This is a genomic window from Methylobacterium brachiatum (assembly GCF_020523825.1).
GTDB lineage: Bacteria > Pseudomonadota > Alphaproteobacteria > Rhizobiales > Beijerinckiaceae > Methylobacterium > Methylobacterium brachiatum.
On record NZ_JAJALK010000012.1, the window covers coordinates 45,801 to 62,307 of the forward strand.

General features: G+C 70.3%; 18 protein-coding genes and 1 tRNA gene. 12 read left to right on the forward strand and 7 right to left on the reverse strand.

Going from position 1 to position 16,507, the window contains the following annotated elements; all coding sequences use genetic code 11:
* Positions 1–180: 180 nt before the first annotated feature.
* Positions 181–969, forward strand: a complete 789-nt coding sequence (locus tag LGR69_RS22850) for an HpcH/HpaI aldolase family protein (protein WP_091862592.1) — start codon at positions 181–183, stop codon at positions 967–969.
* Here LGR69_RS22850 and ybgC read toward each other — a convergent pair.
* The 3 genes from ybgC to ruvB all read right to left on the reverse strand — a co-directional run bounded on the left by ybgC (position 966) and on the right by ruvB (position 3,679).
* Positions 966–1,394 carry a tol-pal system-associated acyl-CoA thioesterase gene (ybgC, locus tag LGR69_RS22855; protein WP_230367435.1) on the reverse strand — a complete coding sequence of 143 codons (429 nt, stop codon included), beginning with the start codon at positions 1,392–1,394 and terminating at the stop codon, positions 966–968. The two genes, LGR69_RS22850 and ybgC, sit on opposite strands and share 4 nt — an antisense overlap.
* Positions 1,395–1,535: 141 nt before the next feature.
* Positions 1,536–2,261: a DUF4142 domain-containing protein gene (locus tag LGR69_RS22860; protein ID WP_007566860.1), complete on the reverse strand. Its 726-nt coding sequence runs from the start codon at positions 2,259–2,261 to the stop codon at positions 1,536–1,538.
* A 368-nt stretch (positions 2,262–2,629) separates the two neighbouring features.
* Positions 2,630–3,679, reverse strand: a complete 1,050-nt coding sequence (gene ruvB, locus LGR69_RS22865; RefSeq protein WP_007566861.1) for a Holliday junction branch migration DNA helicase RuvB — start codon at positions 3,677–3,679, stop codon at positions 2,630–2,632.
* A 252-nt stretch (positions 3,680–3,931) separates the two neighbouring features.
* Here ruvB and LGR69_RS22870 point away from each other — a divergent pair, with 252 nt between their 5' ends.
* Positions 3,932–4,171, forward strand: a complete 240-nt coding sequence (locus tag LGR69_RS22870; protein ID WP_230367436.1) for a hypothetical protein — start codon at positions 3,932–3,934, stop codon at positions 4,169–4,171.
* A 118-nt stretch (positions 4,172–4,289) separates the two neighbouring features.
* On the forward strand, positions 4,290–4,667 hold the full coding sequence (locus tag LGR69_RS22875) for a hypothetical protein (protein ID WP_230367437.1): 378 nt from the start codon (positions 4,290–4,292) through the stop codon (positions 4,665–4,667).
* On the opposite strand, the gene LGR69_RS22880 is transcribed toward LGR69_RS22875, so the two are convergent.
* On the reverse strand, positions 4,642–4,995 hold the full coding sequence (locus tag LGR69_RS22880) for a hypothetical protein (protein ID WP_007566866.1): 354 nt from the start codon (positions 4,993–4,995) through the stop codon (positions 4,642–4,644). The genes LGR69_RS22875 and LGR69_RS22880 overlap by 26 nt on opposite strands.
* A gap of 77 nt (positions 4,996–5,072) precedes the next feature.
* On the opposite strand from LGR69_RS22880, the gene LGR69_RS22885 reads away from it, so the two are divergent.
* Positions 5,073–5,969 carry a GGDEF domain-containing protein gene (locus tag LGR69_RS22885; protein WP_091862610.1) on the forward strand — a complete coding sequence of 299 codons (897 nt, stop codon included), beginning with the start codon at positions 5,073–5,075 and terminating at the stop codon, positions 5,967–5,969.
* A gap of 214 nt (positions 5,970–6,183) precedes the next feature.
* The gene (locus LGR69_RS22890) at positions 6,184–6,858 is read left to right on the forward strand and encodes a LuxR C-terminal-related transcriptional regulator (protein WP_230367438.1); all 675 of its coding nucleotides are present in this window, start codon (positions 6,184–6,186) and stop codon (positions 6,856–6,858) included.
* Between the two features lie 36 nt (positions 6,859–6,894).
* On the opposite strand, the gene LGR69_RS22895 is transcribed toward LGR69_RS22890, so the two are convergent.
* Positions 6,895–8,160 carry a DNA topoisomerase IB gene (locus LGR69_RS22895; protein ID WP_230367439.1) on the reverse strand — a complete coding sequence of 422 codons (1,266 nt, stop codon included), beginning with the start codon at positions 8,158–8,160 and terminating at the stop codon, positions 6,895–6,897.
* 134 nt (positions 8,161–8,294) lie between these two features.
* On the opposite strand from LGR69_RS22895, the gene LGR69_RS22900 reads away from it, so the two are divergent.
* The 4 genes from LGR69_RS22900 to LGR69_RS22915 all read left to right on the forward strand — a co-directional run bounded on the left by LGR69_RS22900 (position 8,295) and on the right by LGR69_RS22915 (position 11,725).
* Positions 8,295–9,458 (forward strand): glycosyltransferase family 4 protein, encoded by a 1,164-nt coding sequence (locus LGR69_RS22900; RefSeq protein ID WP_230367440.1) that lies wholly within the window; start codon positions 8,295–8,297, stop codon positions 9,456–9,458.
* Positions 9,459–9,460: 2 nt separating this feature from the next.
* Entirely contained in the window at positions 9,461–10,120 is a 660-nt protein-coding gene (locus tag LGR69_RS22905) for a class I SAM-dependent methyltransferase (protein WP_230367441.1), read from the forward strand.
* A 275-nt stretch (positions 10,121–10,395) separates the two neighbouring features.
* Positions 10,396–10,968 (forward strand): NAD(P)H-dependent oxidoreductase, encoded by a 573-nt coding sequence (locus LGR69_RS22910; protein ID WP_230367442.1) that lies wholly within the window; start codon positions 10,396–10,398, stop codon positions 10,966–10,968.
* Between the two features lie 148 nt (positions 10,969–11,116).
* A complete protein-coding gene (locus LGR69_RS22915) occupies positions 11,117–11,725 on the forward strand; it encodes a cytochrome b (RefSeq protein WP_091862682.1) in 609 nt (202 codons plus the stop codon).
* 1 nt (position 11,726) lies between these two features.
* Here the strand turns inward: LGR69_RS22915 and LGR69_RS22920 are convergent, their stop codons facing one another.
* Together LGR69_RS22920 and LGR69_RS22925 are read right to left on the reverse strand one after the other, a co-directional pair.
* Complete coding sequence (locus tag LGR69_RS22920) at positions 11,727–12,626, reverse strand: AprI/Inh family metalloprotease inhibitor (RefSeq protein WP_230367443.1); 900 nt, start codon at positions 12,624–12,626, stop codon at positions 11,727–11,729.
* Positions 12,623–13,588 carry a 2-hydroxyacid dehydrogenase gene (locus tag LGR69_RS22925; protein ID WP_230367444.1) on the reverse strand — a complete coding sequence of 322 codons (966 nt, stop codon included), beginning with the start codon at positions 13,586–13,588 and terminating at the stop codon, positions 12,623–12,625. The genes LGR69_RS22920 and LGR69_RS22925 overlap by 4 nt, the downstream gene beginning before the upstream one ends.
* A gap of 243 nt (positions 13,589–13,831) precedes the next feature.
* On the opposite strand from LGR69_RS22925, the gene leuC reads away from it, so the two are divergent.
* The 3 genes from leuC to LGR69_RS22940 all read left to right on the forward strand — a co-directional run bounded on the left by leuC (position 13,832) and on the right by LGR69_RS22940 (position 16,193).
* Positions 13,832–15,244: a 3-isopropylmalate dehydratase large subunit gene (leuC, locus tag LGR69_RS22930; protein WP_007566885.1), complete on the forward strand. Its 1,413-nt coding sequence runs from the start codon at positions 13,832–13,834 to the stop codon at positions 15,242–15,244.
* An 81-nt stretch (positions 15,245–15,325) separates the two neighbouring features.
* Positions 15,326–15,410: transfer RNA gene (locus LGR69_RS22935), tRNA-Leu, on the forward strand.
* Positions 15,411–15,671: 261 nt separating this feature from the next.
* On the forward strand, positions 15,672–16,193 hold the full coding sequence (locus LGR69_RS22940; RefSeq protein WP_091862627.1) for a lipocalin-like domain-containing protein: 522 nt from the start codon (positions 15,672–15,674) through the stop codon (positions 16,191–16,193).
* Positions 16,194–16,507 lie beyond the last annotated feature (314 nt).

Here is a 16,507-nt window from a genome sequence, read left to right on the forward strand (position 1 = left end):
TCGCGCGGTCTTCGTTAAGGCCGCGACAGGGTTAAGGATCGGTTTCGATCCGGGCGATCCCAAGGCATTCGGAAGTATCGGCCGGGGGGCGCAACAAGGCTGGACCTTGCGAAACCGACGCCCTTATTCTCCCGGGGTCAGAGTGCCGCGCGCACCGCGAGTCTCAGTACAGGAAGCGCCATGACCCTGCCCGTCCCGAGCCTCCACGGCCTGCTGCCCGCCGAGCCCGCCCGATTCCTCGGCTGGTCCTGTATCGCCGACCCGGCCATTGCCGGCGCCCTCGCGCGGTCGGGCTTCGACGCCGTGCTCCTCGACCAGCAGCACGGCGCGCACGATTACCATTCGTGCTGCGCGGCGATCACCGAGGTGGCGCTCGCCGGCAAGCCGAGCCTGGTCCGCATCCCGGTGGGCGACTTCGCCATGGCATCGCGGATGCTGGATGCCGGCGCCTCGGGCATCGTCGCGCCGATGATCAACAGCGTGGCCGACGCGCAGGCGCTGGCCGCCGCCACCAAGTACCCGCCGGTCGGTCAGCGGAGCTGGGGGCCGGACCGCGCCATGTGGATGTCGGGTCAGAGCGATGCGACCGAGTTCCTCGCGGGCGCCAACGCCCGGGCGCTGACCATCGCCATGTGCGAGACCGCGGAGGCGATCGACGCGCTGGGGGCGATCCTGGCCCTGCCGGGCATCGACGGCATCCTGGTCGGCCCCGCCGACCTGTCGATCGCCCTGTCCAAGGGCACAACCATCGACCCGGCCGGCGCGGCGGTCACGGCGGCCCTCGGCGAGATCGTGCGCAAGACCCGGGCGGCCGGCAAGCTGCCCTGCGCCTTCTCGCCGTCGCCCCTGCGGGCCCGGGAGATGGTCGCCATGGGCTTCCAGCTGGTCTCGGTCGAGTACGACGCGATGACCATCGTGAACGCCTTCGCCAAGCTCCTGCGTGACACCGACCCGACGCGGGTCGCCTAGGTTTCGCCGGGCGTCAGGAGTCGGCGCAGGACCTCCGGCAGGCGAATGGCACGGCCGTCCCGCACGCAGGCGACCGTGACCTCGGCGGCGACCAGGAGCTCATCGCCCCGGCGGACCTCCTGGGCGAGCTGCATCGAGGCACCGCGCAGCTGCTGCGTGCGGGTCACGATGGTGAGCTGGTCGTCCATGCGGGCGGGCCGGATGAAGTCCAGCGTCATCCGGCGGACCACGAAGACGAGGCCGCTTGCCTCCCGGTGCAGCTCGGACTGGTCCCCCGCCAAGCCGCGCAGCAATTCGGTCCGGCCCCGCTCCAGGAAGCGCAGATAGCTCGCGTGGTAGACGAAGCCCGAGAAATCGGTGTCCTCGTAATAGACCCGCACCGCCAGGCGGTGAGGCTCCGTACCGGCAGGGTTCGCTTCGCTCATCGGCGTCGTCTACGGCATGGCGCGGAGGCGGGGAAACCCCGTCGTCGGAACAGTCGCGGCGGCTTGCCGCCCGGCCGGGGGGCCGACATGACGAGGGCCGCCCTAGGGCGGCCCTCGCATGGTCAGGTCTGTGCGGTCGGATCAGCCGCCGATGCGGGCGGCCAGGCTCGCCGAATGGGCGTGCTCGTCGGCGATGTAGGGCAGGGCCTCGCTTGCGAAGCGGCGGCCCTGGGCGCTGTCGCCCGACTTGGCATAGGCGTCGTAGAGCGCGAGGGTCTGGGCGTCGGACCGGGCCTGCTGGTCGATATAGGCGCGATCGAAGGACCGGCCGTTCGGGGCCGACTGCAGCCGGGCCAGACGGGCCTGACCGCGCTCGCCCAGCGCCACGCGACGACCCGGCTCGGTCGGGCTGTTGTCGACGATGCCGACCGCGCCGAGCGCGCCGCCGACGATGCTGGTGCCGAGATTGGCCGCGATGGTCACCGGGGCCAGCACGAAGCCGACCGGGTTGCTCAGATCCGTCTTGATCCCCTGGTTGTCCGAGACCACCGTGCCGTTGCGCGACAGGGAGGTGTTCGGCGGCAGCAGCGCGTCGGTGGTGGCCTTACGCTCGACCAGGACGCGGTTGGCGTAGTTGCGGACCCGCGGGTTGCGCGAACGCTGGAGGGCGATGCGGCTCGCCTCGATGCTGGTGGCGTCCGAACGCAGCGCCTCGGCGCGGAAGGCCGGGGTTTCGGTCGCGGCGGCGCCGACATCCTGCTGATTGGCGAAGGGCTGGATGCGGATCGGGAGCGCGTCCTGCGCGAAAGCCGGCGTCGTGAGCGCAGCAGCGGAAAGGCCGAGGACGGCGAGCGTGAGTGTCTTCATATCGGAAGGTGGTCCTTGGTGTTCTTATTGATGGCTCAAAGATCTCTCGAGATTCCGTGGCCGCGGCCACAGTCCCGCAATCTTGCCAGCGCCACGCGGACTGGGCGCGGTCGCGAGCACAACTGTCGCGTTTCCCCACTGTTCCGCAGGCGGGATCGCTTTTGCGTGATCGGATCCCGGGGCGCGACTACGTAAAAGCTGGGCAATAGCCTCAGCGCGTCCGGTGCGAAAACCGTGACCGGACAAGCCTTTGCCGGCTGAGCAGCCGGGCCCGGCAGCGGGCCTGAAACCCGATATCGATGCGGTTTCCTATGAGGCGGGCGTGAACCAGCCCCGTTCCGACCGCATGGATATTGACGAAAAGCAGGTCAGACGGCGTCGCCGTCATCGAAGAGCAGGTTCTGTTCCCGCTTCGGCTCGGCGAAGCCCATGTGCCGGAAGGCGTGTCGGGTGAGCACCCGGCCACGGGGCGTGCGCTGCACGAAGCCGCGCTGGATCAAGTAGGGCTCGATGATGTCCTCGATCGCGTCGCGCGGCTCGGACAGGGCGGCGCCGATCGTCTCGATGCCCACCGGCCCGCCGCCGAACGAGGTCGCGATCAGCGTCAGGTACTTGCGATCCATCACGTCGAGGCCGACCGAATCCACGTCGAGCAACTTCAGCGCCCGGTCGGCGATGGCGCGCGTCACCGTCTCGGCCTCGGCCACCACGGCGAAGTCGCGCACCCGCCGCAGCAGCCGGCCGGCGATGCGCGGCGTGCCGCGGGCCCGCCGGGCGATCTCGTTGGCGCCTTCCGGCGACATGCCGAGCCCGAGCACCCGGGCGCCGCGGGCCACGATCTTCTCGAGCTCGTCGATCTCGTAGAATTCGAGGCGGATCGGGATGCCGAACCGGTCGCGTAGCGGCGTCGTCAGCAGCCCCGCCCGGGTGGTGGCCCCGACCAGCGTGAATTTCGGCAGCTCGATCTTCACCGAGCGGGCCGCCGGGCCTTCGCCGATGATGAGGTCGAGCTGATAATCCTCCATGGCCGGGTAGAGGATTTCCTCGACCGCCGGGTTGAGGCGGTGGATCTCGTCGATGAAGAGCACGTCGCGCTCCTCGAGATTGGTCAGCTGCGCGGCGAGGTCACCGGCCTTGGCGATGACCGGGCCCGAGGTCGAGCGGAAGTTGACCCCGAGTTCCCGCGCCACGATCTGGGCCAGCGTGGTCTTGCCGAGGCCGGGCGGCCCGACGAACAGGACGTGATCGAGGGCCTGGCCGGTCATCTTGGCCGCCTCGATGAAGATCTGCATGTTGGCGCGCGCCGCCTTCTGCCCGATGAACTCGGCCAGGCTCAGCGGCCGGATCGTCTGGTCCACGTCCTCGGCGCGCTTCTCCGGCGTCAGCAGCACGTTGGTCGGGGGCTTCGGCTTGCTCATGGACCTTCGCTCGTGGACCGGCCCGCCTGACCGCTGATCGAGGGTCTACGGGAGCCGTCGCGTCCGGCCGCTTCTCCTAATACGCGCAGCCGGCGAAGTCTAAGCGCGTCGCGCGGTGCGTGCCGCAGCACACCGTCACGCCCATCGCCGTGGGCCGGGCGCCAAGAACCATCGCACCGGATGAAACCGAAATGCTGCGCCGCGCATTCCGTTGAGGAATCCTTAAACTCGGCCGCAGGGCGCTGTTCCACCATGATGATCCGATCGACCGCATTGGGCGCGGCCAGCGCCCTCCTGCTTCTGGTTGGCCTGGCGACCGCCCAGGCCGCGCCGGCCCCGAACGAGACCAAGGTGGCCGAGGCCGCCCCGTCGCAGGTTCACCCGGTCGCCGCCGTCGAGCGCGACGACGAGTCCAGCTGCAGCCGGGCGCGTCGGCGCCTGTGGATCGAGGGCGAGGGCTGGGTGGTCCGCCGGATCACGACCTGCCGTTGAGATAGCGCGTCGCCAACCATACGCATTCTGCGCGGCTGGCCGGTCGGAACGGCCGGTGATCGTGTGGGTTCCCCAGGATCGTTCCTGACGTGTTCCCCCGAGTATCGGAGCCGGCCGCATGAGAAACCGGAAAGCCGTCACCCTCGCAGGCTTCCTCTTCGCGGGACCGGCCTGCGCGCAGAGCGTCTATCCCTACGGCCCGGCCGGGGCGGGCGACTTTGCCGGCCCGTTCGTGCGCGGCACCTATATCGGCGCTCCGCTGACCCGGGTGCCGCGGCCGACCGAGATCGTGCCGTCACCCTGGAGCTACGGGACCTACGGGGTCCCGACCGTGACCGGCATCGCGGCCCCGCCCGCGCAAATGCCGACGATCACGGTCATCAACGCGACGAACCCCGCACCCCGGTCCACGCGCGAGCGCCGGGCCGAACGGACGATCGAGAGCGGCCGCACGGCCGGCGCCCAAATCATCACGGTTCAGGTTCCCCGTCGCTGAGCGCGGCGAACCAGGCGGCGTAGGGCGTGTTCCGGACGAGGTGCCGGTTGAGATCGGGGGCGCCGTCGCGCCACCAGACCGGGCCGCGCTCGCCCAAGCCGATCTTGGCCGCGTCGACCTCCGCCCGGGCGGCCTTCATCGCGGCGGCGGCGTCGGGCTCGCCCGCACGCTCGGCGGCCTTGGCCGCCTTCACGGCCCGGCGCGCATCCATCAGCCGGCCGACCAGGGCCTCGCGCCGCTCTGCCGGCAGGTCGGGATTGGCGCGCCGCCACAGGCGACCGCGGACGACGATATAGCGCAAGTCGGGCGTGGTGATGACCGCGCTCATGCTGGAATTCGGCTCCGGTGTTGGGTCGAAGTTAAGTCTTGTCCGGTAGACACCCGAGACCCGGGCCGGACCATGCCATGCAGATCGTTGTCGTCGATTCGAGCCGTGTCGTCCTGCAGATCATCGCCTCCCTGATCGAGCCGCGCGGTCATGCGGTGCACGCGTTCACGGATTCGGCGCAGGCACTGCAGTACCTCTCCGCGACGCCCTCCGTCCGCGTCCTGATCACCAGCGTCGAGGTCCGCCCCCTCTGCGGCCTCGAACTCTGCTGGTCCGCGCGACTTCTGGCGGAAGAACGCCGGCCGCTGCACGTCATCACCATGTCGTCCGCGCGCAACGTCCGCAGCCTCGCCGAGGCCCTCGACAGCGGCGCCGACGACTTCATCGAGAAGCCGCCCAGCGCCGAGGAGCTGAACGCCCGGCTGCGCGCGGCCGAGCGCCTGATCACCCTGCAGGAGGAGCTGATCCGGCTGGCCGAGACCGATCCGCTGACCGGGTCCTATAACCGCCGCGCGTTCTTCGACCGGGCGCGCATCGCCGCGGAGCAGGACGCGCGCCCGGGCCGGATCTCGGCGATCCTGGCCGACATCGACCATTTCAAGCGGATCAACGACGAGCACGGCCACGATGTCGGCGATGTCGCGATCAAGGCCGTGGCCGAGCTGATCGCCGGGGAGGGCATCGGCGGACGCCTCGGCGGCGAGGAATTCGGCATCGTCCTGCCGGGCTGCAGCCTCGCCGAGGCGACCGACCGGGCCGAACGCCTGCGGGAACGCGTCCAGGCCCTGCGTATCCGCGGCAGCAAGCATGCAATCGGCCTGACCTGCAGCTTCGGCGTCAGCACCTGGATCGAAGGCGACGACGTCCACGCCCTGATCAAGCGGGCCGATATCGCGCTCTATGCCGCCAAGAGCGGCGGCCGCAACCGCGTCGTGCCGTACCAGGGCGATGCAGGCTTGGCCGTCGCAAGCTGAGACAGCCAAGCCGCTCCGGTCTGGCACGGCCAGAAGCGGGACGGGGCCAGGCCGCGACCCATATTGGCACACCAATTCGCGGGTCGAAGACAGGAATCGACCGATTACGCGAATATAAAGCTTAATATTCGCCCCAAACTCGTGGAATGGATCTTGGAACTACGCATCCGATCCCGGCCCCTTTGTATCGGCGGGAGACGAAAGGTGCGAGGTCATGAGTACGGCCGTTGGCGTCCTGATCCTGGATGAACCGCAGGACCTGAGCGCGACTGTTCGCGCCACTCTGGAGCATATGCCGGAGTTCCATACGATCGGCGAGGAAGACTTGGGCCGGGCCGATGCCGGCTCCACGGTCGCGTTGATCTTCCTCGACGAGATCCGGCTGGCGGACGGGATCGCGCGCCTCGTCGGCCTGAAGGAGCGGCAGCCGAACCTGCGCACGCTCGTGGCTTTCGGGGCGCTGACCGCCGACGACCTCCGGGCCCTGCTGGCGGCCGGCGCCGATGCCTTCGTGGCGCGGTCGAAGTCGCCGCGGGAGCTGTGTGCGGCCCTGCTCGCCCTGGCCGAGGGATCCGATTGCCTCGTGCCGCCGGACCAGCAAGCCGCCCTGCCGGCGGAGCCGGGCGACAGCCTCGGGCTCACGCCGCGCGAGGCGGAGGTGCTGCGCTTCCTTAGCTCAGGCTTCAGCAACAAGGAGGTGGCCCGGCGCCTGGCGCTCAGCGTCCGGACAGTCGAGACCCACCGGCTCAACCTGCGCCGCAAGACGCAGACCGGGCGGCTGAAGGATCTGGTCTCGCTGGCGCGCCAGCTCGGCCTGGCTCCAGTGGTCGACAGCGAGCAGAACCGGCGCGGCGGCGGGTCCGGCAGCAGCAACCAGTCCCGGCATTGATCGGGCCAGCGGGCAGCCCCGGTGGGGCTGCCCCGCTCACGCGACGCCGGCCTGCGCCCCGGCGCGGGTCCGCGCAGCCCCGGACGATCGCGTCTTCCCGCTCGAAGCGGACTTGATCGCGGTCTTGGCGGCCGCTTTGGCCCGGGACGCCGTCCCGCCCGGCTTGCTGCGTTTGCGGGCCGAAGTCGAGGCGGGCTTGACCCGCTTGCCGGCAAGCGCCTCATCCTGCGATGCGGCCAGCCGTGCCTGGAGCAACCCGAGCACTGCCGCCTCTTCTGAGCGGAGCTTGCCGAGATCCTGGCTCAGCTCGGTCTCGACGGCATCCTTGACCTGCAGGAGGAGGTCCCCCTCCAGGTAGCAGTCGAGGATCTGGGGGTGGATGTAGCATTTGCGGCAGATCGTCGGCGTGTTGCCGAGGCGCCCCGCGACGCTCTCGATCGCCGCGCGGACATTGCGCTTGGCCCCCGCCTCGCTGTCGAAGCTCTCGAACTCGCGCAGCGCCAGCGCAGCCAGGACCGTCCCGGCCCAGGTCCGGAAATCCTTGGCGGTGAAATCCTCGCCGGTGATCTCGCGCAGATACGCGTTCACGTCGGACGAAGTGACGTCACGCTGGACGCCGTCGGCGTCGATATACTGGAACAGCTCCTGGCCGGGCAGGTCCTGGCAGGCCTTGACGATCCGGGCGACGCGCCGGTCCTTGAGCGACACGTCCCAGGTCTTCCCGCTCTTGCCCTTGAACCGGAACGACAGCTCGGCGCCCGCGATCCGGACATGAGGATCGCGCAGCGTCGTCAGGCCGTAGCTCTTGTTGGTGCGGGCGTAATCGTCGTTGCCGACCCGGATCAGCGTGGTCTCGAGCAGGTGGACCACAGTGGCCAGGACCTTCTCGCGGCACAGGCCCGGACGCCTCATGTCGGCATCGACGCGCTGGCGGATCCCCGGCAGGGCATCGGCGAAAGCCATGATGCGCGAGAACTTGTTGGCCTCGCGGGCCTGCCGGAAATCGGGGTGATAGCGGTACTGCTTGCGGCCCTTGGCGTCCCGGCCGGTCGCCTGGATATGGCCGCTGCTGCGCGCGCAGATCCAGACATCGGTATAGGCCGGCGGGATCGCGAGGGCGCGGATCCGAGCGAGGATCCGCTTGTCGCGCACCGGCGCCCCCTTCGTGTCGAGGTAACGGAAGCCTGTGCCGCTGCGCTTGCGCGTCAGGCCCGGCCGGCGGTCGTCCACATAGACGAGACCGGCCTCCTCGGCCGCAGCGCGCAGGCTTCCACCGTTCTGGTCCGTCTCGACTTCCGCCATCGCCGCCCCTCCCGGATACGCCGCCGGGGTACCGCCCGGCGAGAAGGCGCAGATCAACCGGCGGCGCCCGACCACCGTTCCGGATCTGCGCATCCGCCGCAGGCCGATCCGCGGCGACGTGCTAGAGGGGGCGGATGGATGCCGAACCCGCCCGCGAAACCGCTCCGATCCCGATGCGGAACCTCGTCTTCGTCGTCACCGAGGATTGGTTCTTCGCCTCGCATTTCCTGCCGATGGCCCGGGCCGCGATCGCCATGGGGCTCGCGGTCACGGTGGTCACCCGGGTGCGGGCGCATCGCGCCGTCATCGAGGCCACCGGCGCGCGCGTGGTTCCGCTGGAAGCGGAGCGGGCGAGCCTCAACCCGATGGCGGCCGGCTACGCGGCCGGGCAGCTCGCCGGGATCCTGAAGGCGTTGAACGCCGACATCGTCCATTGCATCGCCCTGCGGAGCATCCTGGTGGGCGGGACCGCCGCCGCCATGGCCGGCATCCCGGCGCGGGTCTACGCGCTGACCGGCCTCGGGTTGGTCGGCGCCCGCACCGATCGGATCGGACGCGCGGCCCGGCTCGGGCTCCGGGCGCTGATCCGCGGGCCGCTGGCCTCCGGGCGCACCCGCTTCCTGTTCGAGAACCCGGACGATGCGCTGGCGCTGGGCCTCGATCCGTCCGAGCATTCCGTCACGGTGATCGGCGGGGCAGGGGTCGATGGCGACGCCTTCGCGCCGCAGCCGCTGCCGCCGATGCCGCCACTGAAGGTCGCCGTGGTCGCGCGCATGCTTTGGTCGAAGGGCATCGACGTGGCGGTCGAGGCGACCCGCCTGGCCCGGGGCCGGGGCGCGGCCGTGGAGCTCGCCCTGTTCGGGGCGCCCGACCCGTCGAACCGCCGCTCCATCGACGCGGCGACCCTGCGCGATTGGAGCCGCGACGGCGTCGCCTGGCACGGCCCGAGCGCGGACGTCGCGGCGGTCTGGGCGAACCAGCACGTCGCCTGCCTGCCGTCCCGGGGCGGGGAGGGGCTTCCGCGCAGCCTGCTCGAAGCCGCCGCCTGCGGACGGGCGCTCGTCACCACCGATGTCCCGGGCTGCCGCAGCCTCGTGCGCGACGGGATCGAGGGCCTGCTCGTGCCCCCCGGCGACGCCCCGGCCCTGGCCGACGCGCTCGTTCGCCTGAGCGGCGATCCGGCCCTGGTCGCGGGCCTCGGCGCCGCGGCCCGGACCCGGATCGCGACGGGCGGCTTCACCGAATCCGCCGTGACCGATCAGGTCTGCGCCGTGTGGCGCGCGCTGCTGGACGCCTGATCATGCGCGCCCCGGACGATCCGCTCGGCTTCATTCAGGCCCATACGAGGCTGCTGCCGGTTCCCTACGCCCCGGAGATCCAGCTCCACGTCGCCGACGAGGCGACCGAGCTCTGGCAGAAGACCGAGGAGGAGTTGCAGGAGATCGGGCTGCCGCCGCCGTTCTGGGCCTTTGCCTGGGCGGGCGGGCAGGCGCTGGCCCGCTACATCCTCGACAATGTCGAGGTGGCGAACGGGCGCCGGGTGGTGGATTTCGCCTCGGGGTCGGGCCTCGTGGCGATCGCGGCCGCCCGGGCGGGCGCCCAGAGCGTCGTCGCCAGCGACCTCGACCCGTTCGCCGTTGCGGCGATCGGCATCAACGCCGCAGCCAACGGCGTCGCCGCCCAGATCCGGCCGGTCTCGAGCGACCTTCTCGGCACGGTGCCGGAGGCCGACCTCGTTCTCGCCGCCGACGTCTTCTACGAGCGCGACCTCGCCGGGGCGGTGACGGCTTGGCTGACCGATCTGCAGGCGCGCGGGCGCACGGTGCTGATCGGCGATCCGGGGCGGACCTATCTGCCGCGCGCGCGACTCGAATGCCTGGCGACCTACGCGGTGCCGGTCTCGCGCGCCCTGGAAGATGCCGAGATCAAGCAGAGCCACGTCTGGCGGTTGCACGGTTGAGACGGTGGTCCGGCCATGACGCGTCCAATCGCTCCGGCTACGGCATCGAGGCTTCATCCGCGGCCGGAATGCGCTACCTTGCGGCTGGACCGCGATCGACGGGCGCGCGTCGCGACGATGCGCCGTCCGGCGTGCCTTACGGCGGCTGACAGACCATTCCCGCGCCGGGCCCGATCGCGTCGCGATCTGGCACGGCACAAAGCCTTTGTTTCAACGCGCTCGCCGATGCCGAACCGGTATCTCTATCGGCGAGCGCTCTTGGTGAGCGTCGAGTCGTGAGCGTCAAGCCGAGCCTGCCCCGTGTCGTCGCCTTCTCCGGGAGCGCCAAGCGACCTTCGCGAACCCGCGACCTCGTCGCGGCGGTCGGCGCCGAGCTCGGCCGCCTGCGCCGGATCGACCTCACGGTCTACGATCTGATCGATGCGGGACCGGGCCTCGGCGTGGCGCTGCGGGAGGATCTGCCCTTGCCGGCGGCGCATCTGGTCGCGGCGATCGAGGGGGCGGACGCCCTGATCGTCGGGACGCCGGTCTATCAGGGCGGCTATGCCGGGCTGTTCAAGCACGTGTTCGACTTCGTCGATCCGGCTAAGATGGCGGGCATGCCGGTGGTGCTCACCGCCACGGGCGGCGGCCTGCGCCACGCCCTGGTGGTCGAGCACAGCCTGCGGCCGCTCTTCGGCTTCTTCGCGGCCCACATGGCGCCGACCTCGGTCTATGCCGGCCCCGACGACATGGCCGACGGCCGCATCACCGACGTGCTCGTGGCGGCGCGGCTCGCCACGGCGGCGGTGGAGCTGGCCGCTTTGCTCGACGTGTCCCGGGTGATCGGGGCCGGCGCGGCCGCCTGACGCATCAAGCGCCCGCTCCCTCAGCCCGCGTGGTCCGGTTTCGCGAGAATAATCTGGGATCATTCTAAAACTTGATCGGGCCCGGCATTGGTCCGCCGATGGCCATCTGTTTAGCTGCGCGGTGGACGACGCCCATCCGCGAGGGATCATGCCAGGTTCAACCGTCAAGACCGGCAGGCCGGCGCCGCTGCCCGCCACCTACGTCACGGCCTCGGGCCTGCCGCGCTATCACCCGGTCTCGCAGGCGCTGCACTGGGTGACGGCCGCCCTGGCGCTGGCGGTGCTGCCGCTGGCCTGGGTGGCGGTGAGCCTGCCGCCGGCGCCCCTGAAGGGCAACATCTTCGTGCTCCACAAGTCGGTCGGGCTGACGATCCTGGCGATCGTGGTCCTGCGGATCGTCTGGCGCATGGTCCGGCCGGCGCCGCCGGATCCCCAGGCGCCGCGGCTGCTGACCTTGATCGGCCGCGTCAACCATTGGCTGCTCTACGCGATCTTCCTGATCATGCCGGTCAGCGGCTACCTGCTGAGCGCGCTGTCGGGGCGGGACACGCCGTATTTCTGGCTGTTCACCATCCCGGGCCTGACCAAGGACGAGGGCCCGCAAAAGATCGCCGAGTCGATCCACCTCGTCGGGCAATGGTTCGTCTACGCGCTCGTGCTCCTGCACATCGCCGGCACGGTCTGGCACCTCGTGATCCGGCGCGACGGCCTGCTGGAGCGGATGCTGCCGGTCCAGGACGGGCGCGGATCCCGATAGCTCAGTCGACCTGGCGCAGCACGAAGGTGGTGCCGACCTCGGGCTCGCGGCGCCAGCGTCCGTCGCCGCTCGGCACGAGGTCGATGGTGTGGCCACGCTTGGCGGTCAGCGTCATGCGGCCATTGGCGTAGCGCCAGCGCACCGGATCGAACACCTCCAGGCCGCCGTCATGGCAGCCCGGGACGACGTGGACGCCACCGCCGGCCCCGTCGAGGGTGATCCGGCAGGTGTCCCGCTCCTGAAAACGGTCGAGGGCGTAGACGCCCGGAGCGGGCCCCGGTCCTGCCGGGGCGGTCGCGGCCGTGGTCCGCTGCAGCTCGGCCGGCACCGCCGGCGCCGTCCGGAGCGGCGACGGCGCGGGTGCGGTCTCGACACCGGCAATGTAGGGCGCCGCCGAGGCGGCCGGACGCATCGCCGCGATATCGAGCGGCACCAGGCTGTAGGTCTCGCCGCCCTCGAGCTTGGCGACCAGGCTGCGCTGGTCGGGGCGCCGGACGAATTCGAGGATCGGGCGGACGTTCCGGTCCACCAGGCGCACGCCCCGGTCGCTGAACAGCCAGCCGGCGATCCCGTTCACGATCGGCAGGGCGCGCCGGCACCCGGCCGGGAAGCTGAGCTTCTGGCCGGCATCGCCGTTCTCGCTCCGCAGGTTCATCACGCAGCGGCGGTTGGTGCCGTCGCGCGACAGGTCCCAGGTCCCGGGCACTTCGCTGAGCCGTTCGGGGAGGCTCGGCGGGGCAGGGGGCGCCGCGGGTGTCGCGATCGGAGGCGCGGCCAGCGTCCCCGGATTCAGCAGGCTCGGCTCGGGCGCCGCCGGAGAGGCCGCGGGATCTTCCTGCGCCGCCGCCGGCCACGGGATCAAGGCCAAAGCGGCGAGCAGCGCGGCCTGTGCGGGTCTCACGCGGGTGGGCTCCAGGGTGTCTCGGAAACGGGGGTCAGCGGGCCACGCCCCTCGAACCACGACACGACATTGTCGACGACGAGTTGGGCCATCGCCGTGCGGGTATGCTCGGAGGCAGAGCCGACATGCGGCAGCAGCACGGTATTGTCGAGGGCCGCGAGGTCCGCCGGCACGTGCGGCTCGTTCTCGAACACGTCGAGCCCGGCCCCCAGGATCGTGCCGGCTTTCAGCGCCGCGATCAGAGCGGTCTCGTCGACCAGGCTGCCCCGGGCGACGTTGATCAGGATCCCCTCGGGTCCCAGAGCCTCCAGGATGGATGCGTCCACCAGGCCGCGGGTGTCGTCGCCGCCGGGCGCGACCACGATCAGGATATGGACCGCCCGCGCCATCCCGATCAGGCTGTCATGGTAGGTGTAGGCCACGTCCGCCTTGCGGCTGCGGCCGTGATAATCGATCGCGACGCCGAAGCTCTCGAGCCGATGGGCGATCGCCTTCCCGATCCGGCCGAGCCCCAGGATGCCGACCCGCCGCCCGCGCAACGAGGCGGTGAGCGGGAACGGCGCCTTCGGCCAATGGCCTTCACGCAGGTAGCGGTCGGCCTGCGGGAGGCGCCGGATCGTCGCCAGAACCAGCCCGACGGCGAGGTCGGCGACCTCGTCGGTGAGCACGTCCGGCGTGTTGGTGACCACGATGCCGCGCCGATGCGCCTCGACCGCGTCGACCGCGTCGTAGCCCACGCCGAAATTGGCGATCAGCTCGAGCTTCGGCAGCTTGTCCATCAGGGCGGCGTCGACCTGGCCGCCGACGCAGAGCCCCCGGATCCGCGGTCCGATCTCGGCGAGCATCGCCTCCGGGTCCGCGGCGCCCGCGAGCCGGTGCACGGTGAACCGCCCCTCGAAGGCGGTCTCGACCAGCGGATGCATTGTCTTCAGGAGCAGGATCTCGGGCGGCGCTTCGGGCATCTCACACTCCCTCGTTCGCCCGGCCGCCTCTGCGGCCGGCACGGGTTTGATCCGGCATAGGGCCTGCGCCCGGTGCGGCGCCACCCGCCCGCGGCCTCCGGCGGTGACATCCGCGGGCGAAACGCCGAGCGGCCATTTGACAGGGACGAGACTCGCCCCTTCCGAAAACCGCGCGCGATGCCTACTAAGGAACCCGCATTATCGCGAGAGTTTTGCAGCGATCCCATCCGAAGACGAAAACCGATGACCAGCCCGCGCACCCTCTACGACAAGATTTGGGACGACCACGTCGTCGATGTCCAGCCGGATGGCACCAGCCTCCTGTACATCGACCGGCACCTCGTTCACGAAGTGACGAGCCCGCAGGCGTTCGAGGGTCTGCGCGTGGCCGGCCGCAAGGTGCGCCATCCTGAGAAGACGCTGGCGGTGGTGGACCACAACGTCCAGACCACCGACCGCTCGAAGGGCATCGACGATCCCGAGAGCCGGACCCAGCTCGAGGCGCTGGCCGAGAACGTGCGCGATTTCGGCATCGAGTTCTACGACGCCCTCGACCGGCGCCAGGGCATCGTCCACATCATCGGTCCGGAGCAGGGCTTCACGCTGCCCGGTCAGACCATCGTGTGCGGCGACTCGCACACCTCGACGCACGGCGCCTTCGGGGCGCTGGCCCACGGCATCGGCACATCCGAGGTCGAGCACGTGCTCGCCACGCAGACTTTGGTGCAGAAGAAGGCCAAGAACATGCGCGTCACGGTGGACGGCGCGCTGCCGCCCGGCGTGGGCGCCAAGGACATCATCCTGGCGATCATCGGCGAGATCGGCACCGCCGGCGGCACCGGCCACGTGATCGAATATGCCGGCGAGGCGATCCGCGCCCTCTCGATGGAGGGTCGGATGACGATCTGCAACATGTCGATCGAGGGCGGCGCCCGCGCCGGCCTGGTCGCGCCGGACGCCACCACCTACGCCTACGTGAAGGACCGCCCGAAGGCCCCCAAGGGCGCGGCCTTCGACAAGGCGCGCGCCTACTGGGAGAGCCTGCTCACCGACGAGGGCGCGTTCTTCGACCGCGAGGTCCGGCTCGACGCCGCCAGCCTGCCGCCGATCGTCAGCTGGGGCACGAGCCCGGAGGACGTGATCTCGGTGCGCGGCCGCGTGCCGGATCCGGCGGCGATCGCCGACGAGAACAAGCGGCAATCGAAGGAGAAGGCGCTGGCCTATATGGGCCTGACCCCGGGCACGCCGATCACCGACATCACCCTGGACCGGGTGTTCATCGGCTCCTGCACCAACGGCCGGATCGAGGATCTGCGGGTCGTCGCCCAGATGGTCGAGGGTCGCAAGGTGCACGAGAGCGTCTCGGCCATGGTGGTCCCGGGCTCCGGCCTGGTGAAGGCGCAGGCCGAGGCCGAGGGCATCGACCGGGTGCTGAAGGCGGCAGGCTTCGACTGGCGCGAGCCGGGCTGCTCCATGTGCCTGGGGATGAACGCCGACCGGCTCAACCCGCTGGAGCGCTGCGCCTCGACGTCGAACCGGAACTTCGAGGGCCGCCAGGGCCATCGCGGACGCACGCACCTGGTCTCGCCGGCCATGGCGGCGGCGGCGGCGGTGGCCGGCCGGTTCGTCGACATCCGGGACTGGCCGCGCGGTTGAGGCCATAAAGGCTGAAATCGCGATTGACGGACACCGTCGGTCCGAATAAACGAAGCCGTCGCCGGCCAAGGCCGGCGGCGAGCCCAGGTGGCGGAATTGGTAGACGCGCTGGTTTCAGGTACCAGTCTTGCAAGAGGTGAAGGTTCGAGTCCTTTCCTGGGCACCATCAGCCGCCTAAAGCGCTGATCCGCACAACACGTACTCCCCGACTTTACGAATGACCGGATTTGAGAGCCGGTCGAAGTCGCCCTCCGGTCCCCGTTGACCGATACGGCGCAATCACCCCCTTCGATACAAGCTTCGCGCGACCGAGCCCTGTTACGGCAGGATTGCGCGCTGTATTCCCACGGTGCCCGCGTCGGGCGGATGGCATGCCCCTGCGGCGGCATGCTCCCGATCCCCGGCGGACCGGAAGGAGAATCCCCGGATGACGAAATTCTCCGCGACGCTCGCGGCCGCCCTGCTCATGGCGGCGTCCCCCGGCATCGGGGCCGAGAATCAGCCCCCGGCCCATACGGACGAGGGCGATCTCGCCGAGAAGATCGTCGGGACCTGGGAGCTCGTCTCCTACAAGGTCGAGGACAAGGAGACCGGGGCGCTCATCGACGCGATGGGCAGCGCCCCGCGGGGCCGGGTGATCTTCACCCAGGACGGATGGGTCGCGTTCAACCTCGAAGGCACGGACCGCCGGCCCGCGGAAACCGATGCCGACCGCGCAGCCCTGATGAAGACCCTGGTCGCCTATATCGGCCGGTACCGGATCGAGGGCGACCAGTGGATCACCCATGTCCAGACCGCCTGGGCGCCGGAATGGGTCAACACCGAGCAGCGCCGTTCGATCACGCTGCACGGGGACGAGGCGGACGTGATGACGCCCTGGCGGATCATGCCCAACTGGGATGCCGGCCGGCTGTCGCGCAGCATCATCCGGTTCCGGCGCGCCCGCTAGCGACCGCGCGGGCGGGCACCGGCATGCCACGCGCGCACGCCCCGCATGTCCGGGCCGAGCATAGGCCGGGTGATTGTCCGACACCGCAGATTGTCCTTTCAGACCTCATCCTCTAAGAGGCGGGCAACAAGCCGCCGCGCCAGATCGGCCGGCGTCTTTCCACCATCGGCGGTCGCCGATCATCGTGCGATCTCCGTATCCGGTCCTGGCTCTCTATTCGGTGCGGCCGCTCCGAACTCGGCCGCGGGTTGAGAAAAGACGTTTCCATTCGGCCTAGAGCTTCCGGCCTCTGATTTTGTCAGTGCTCGGGGCGC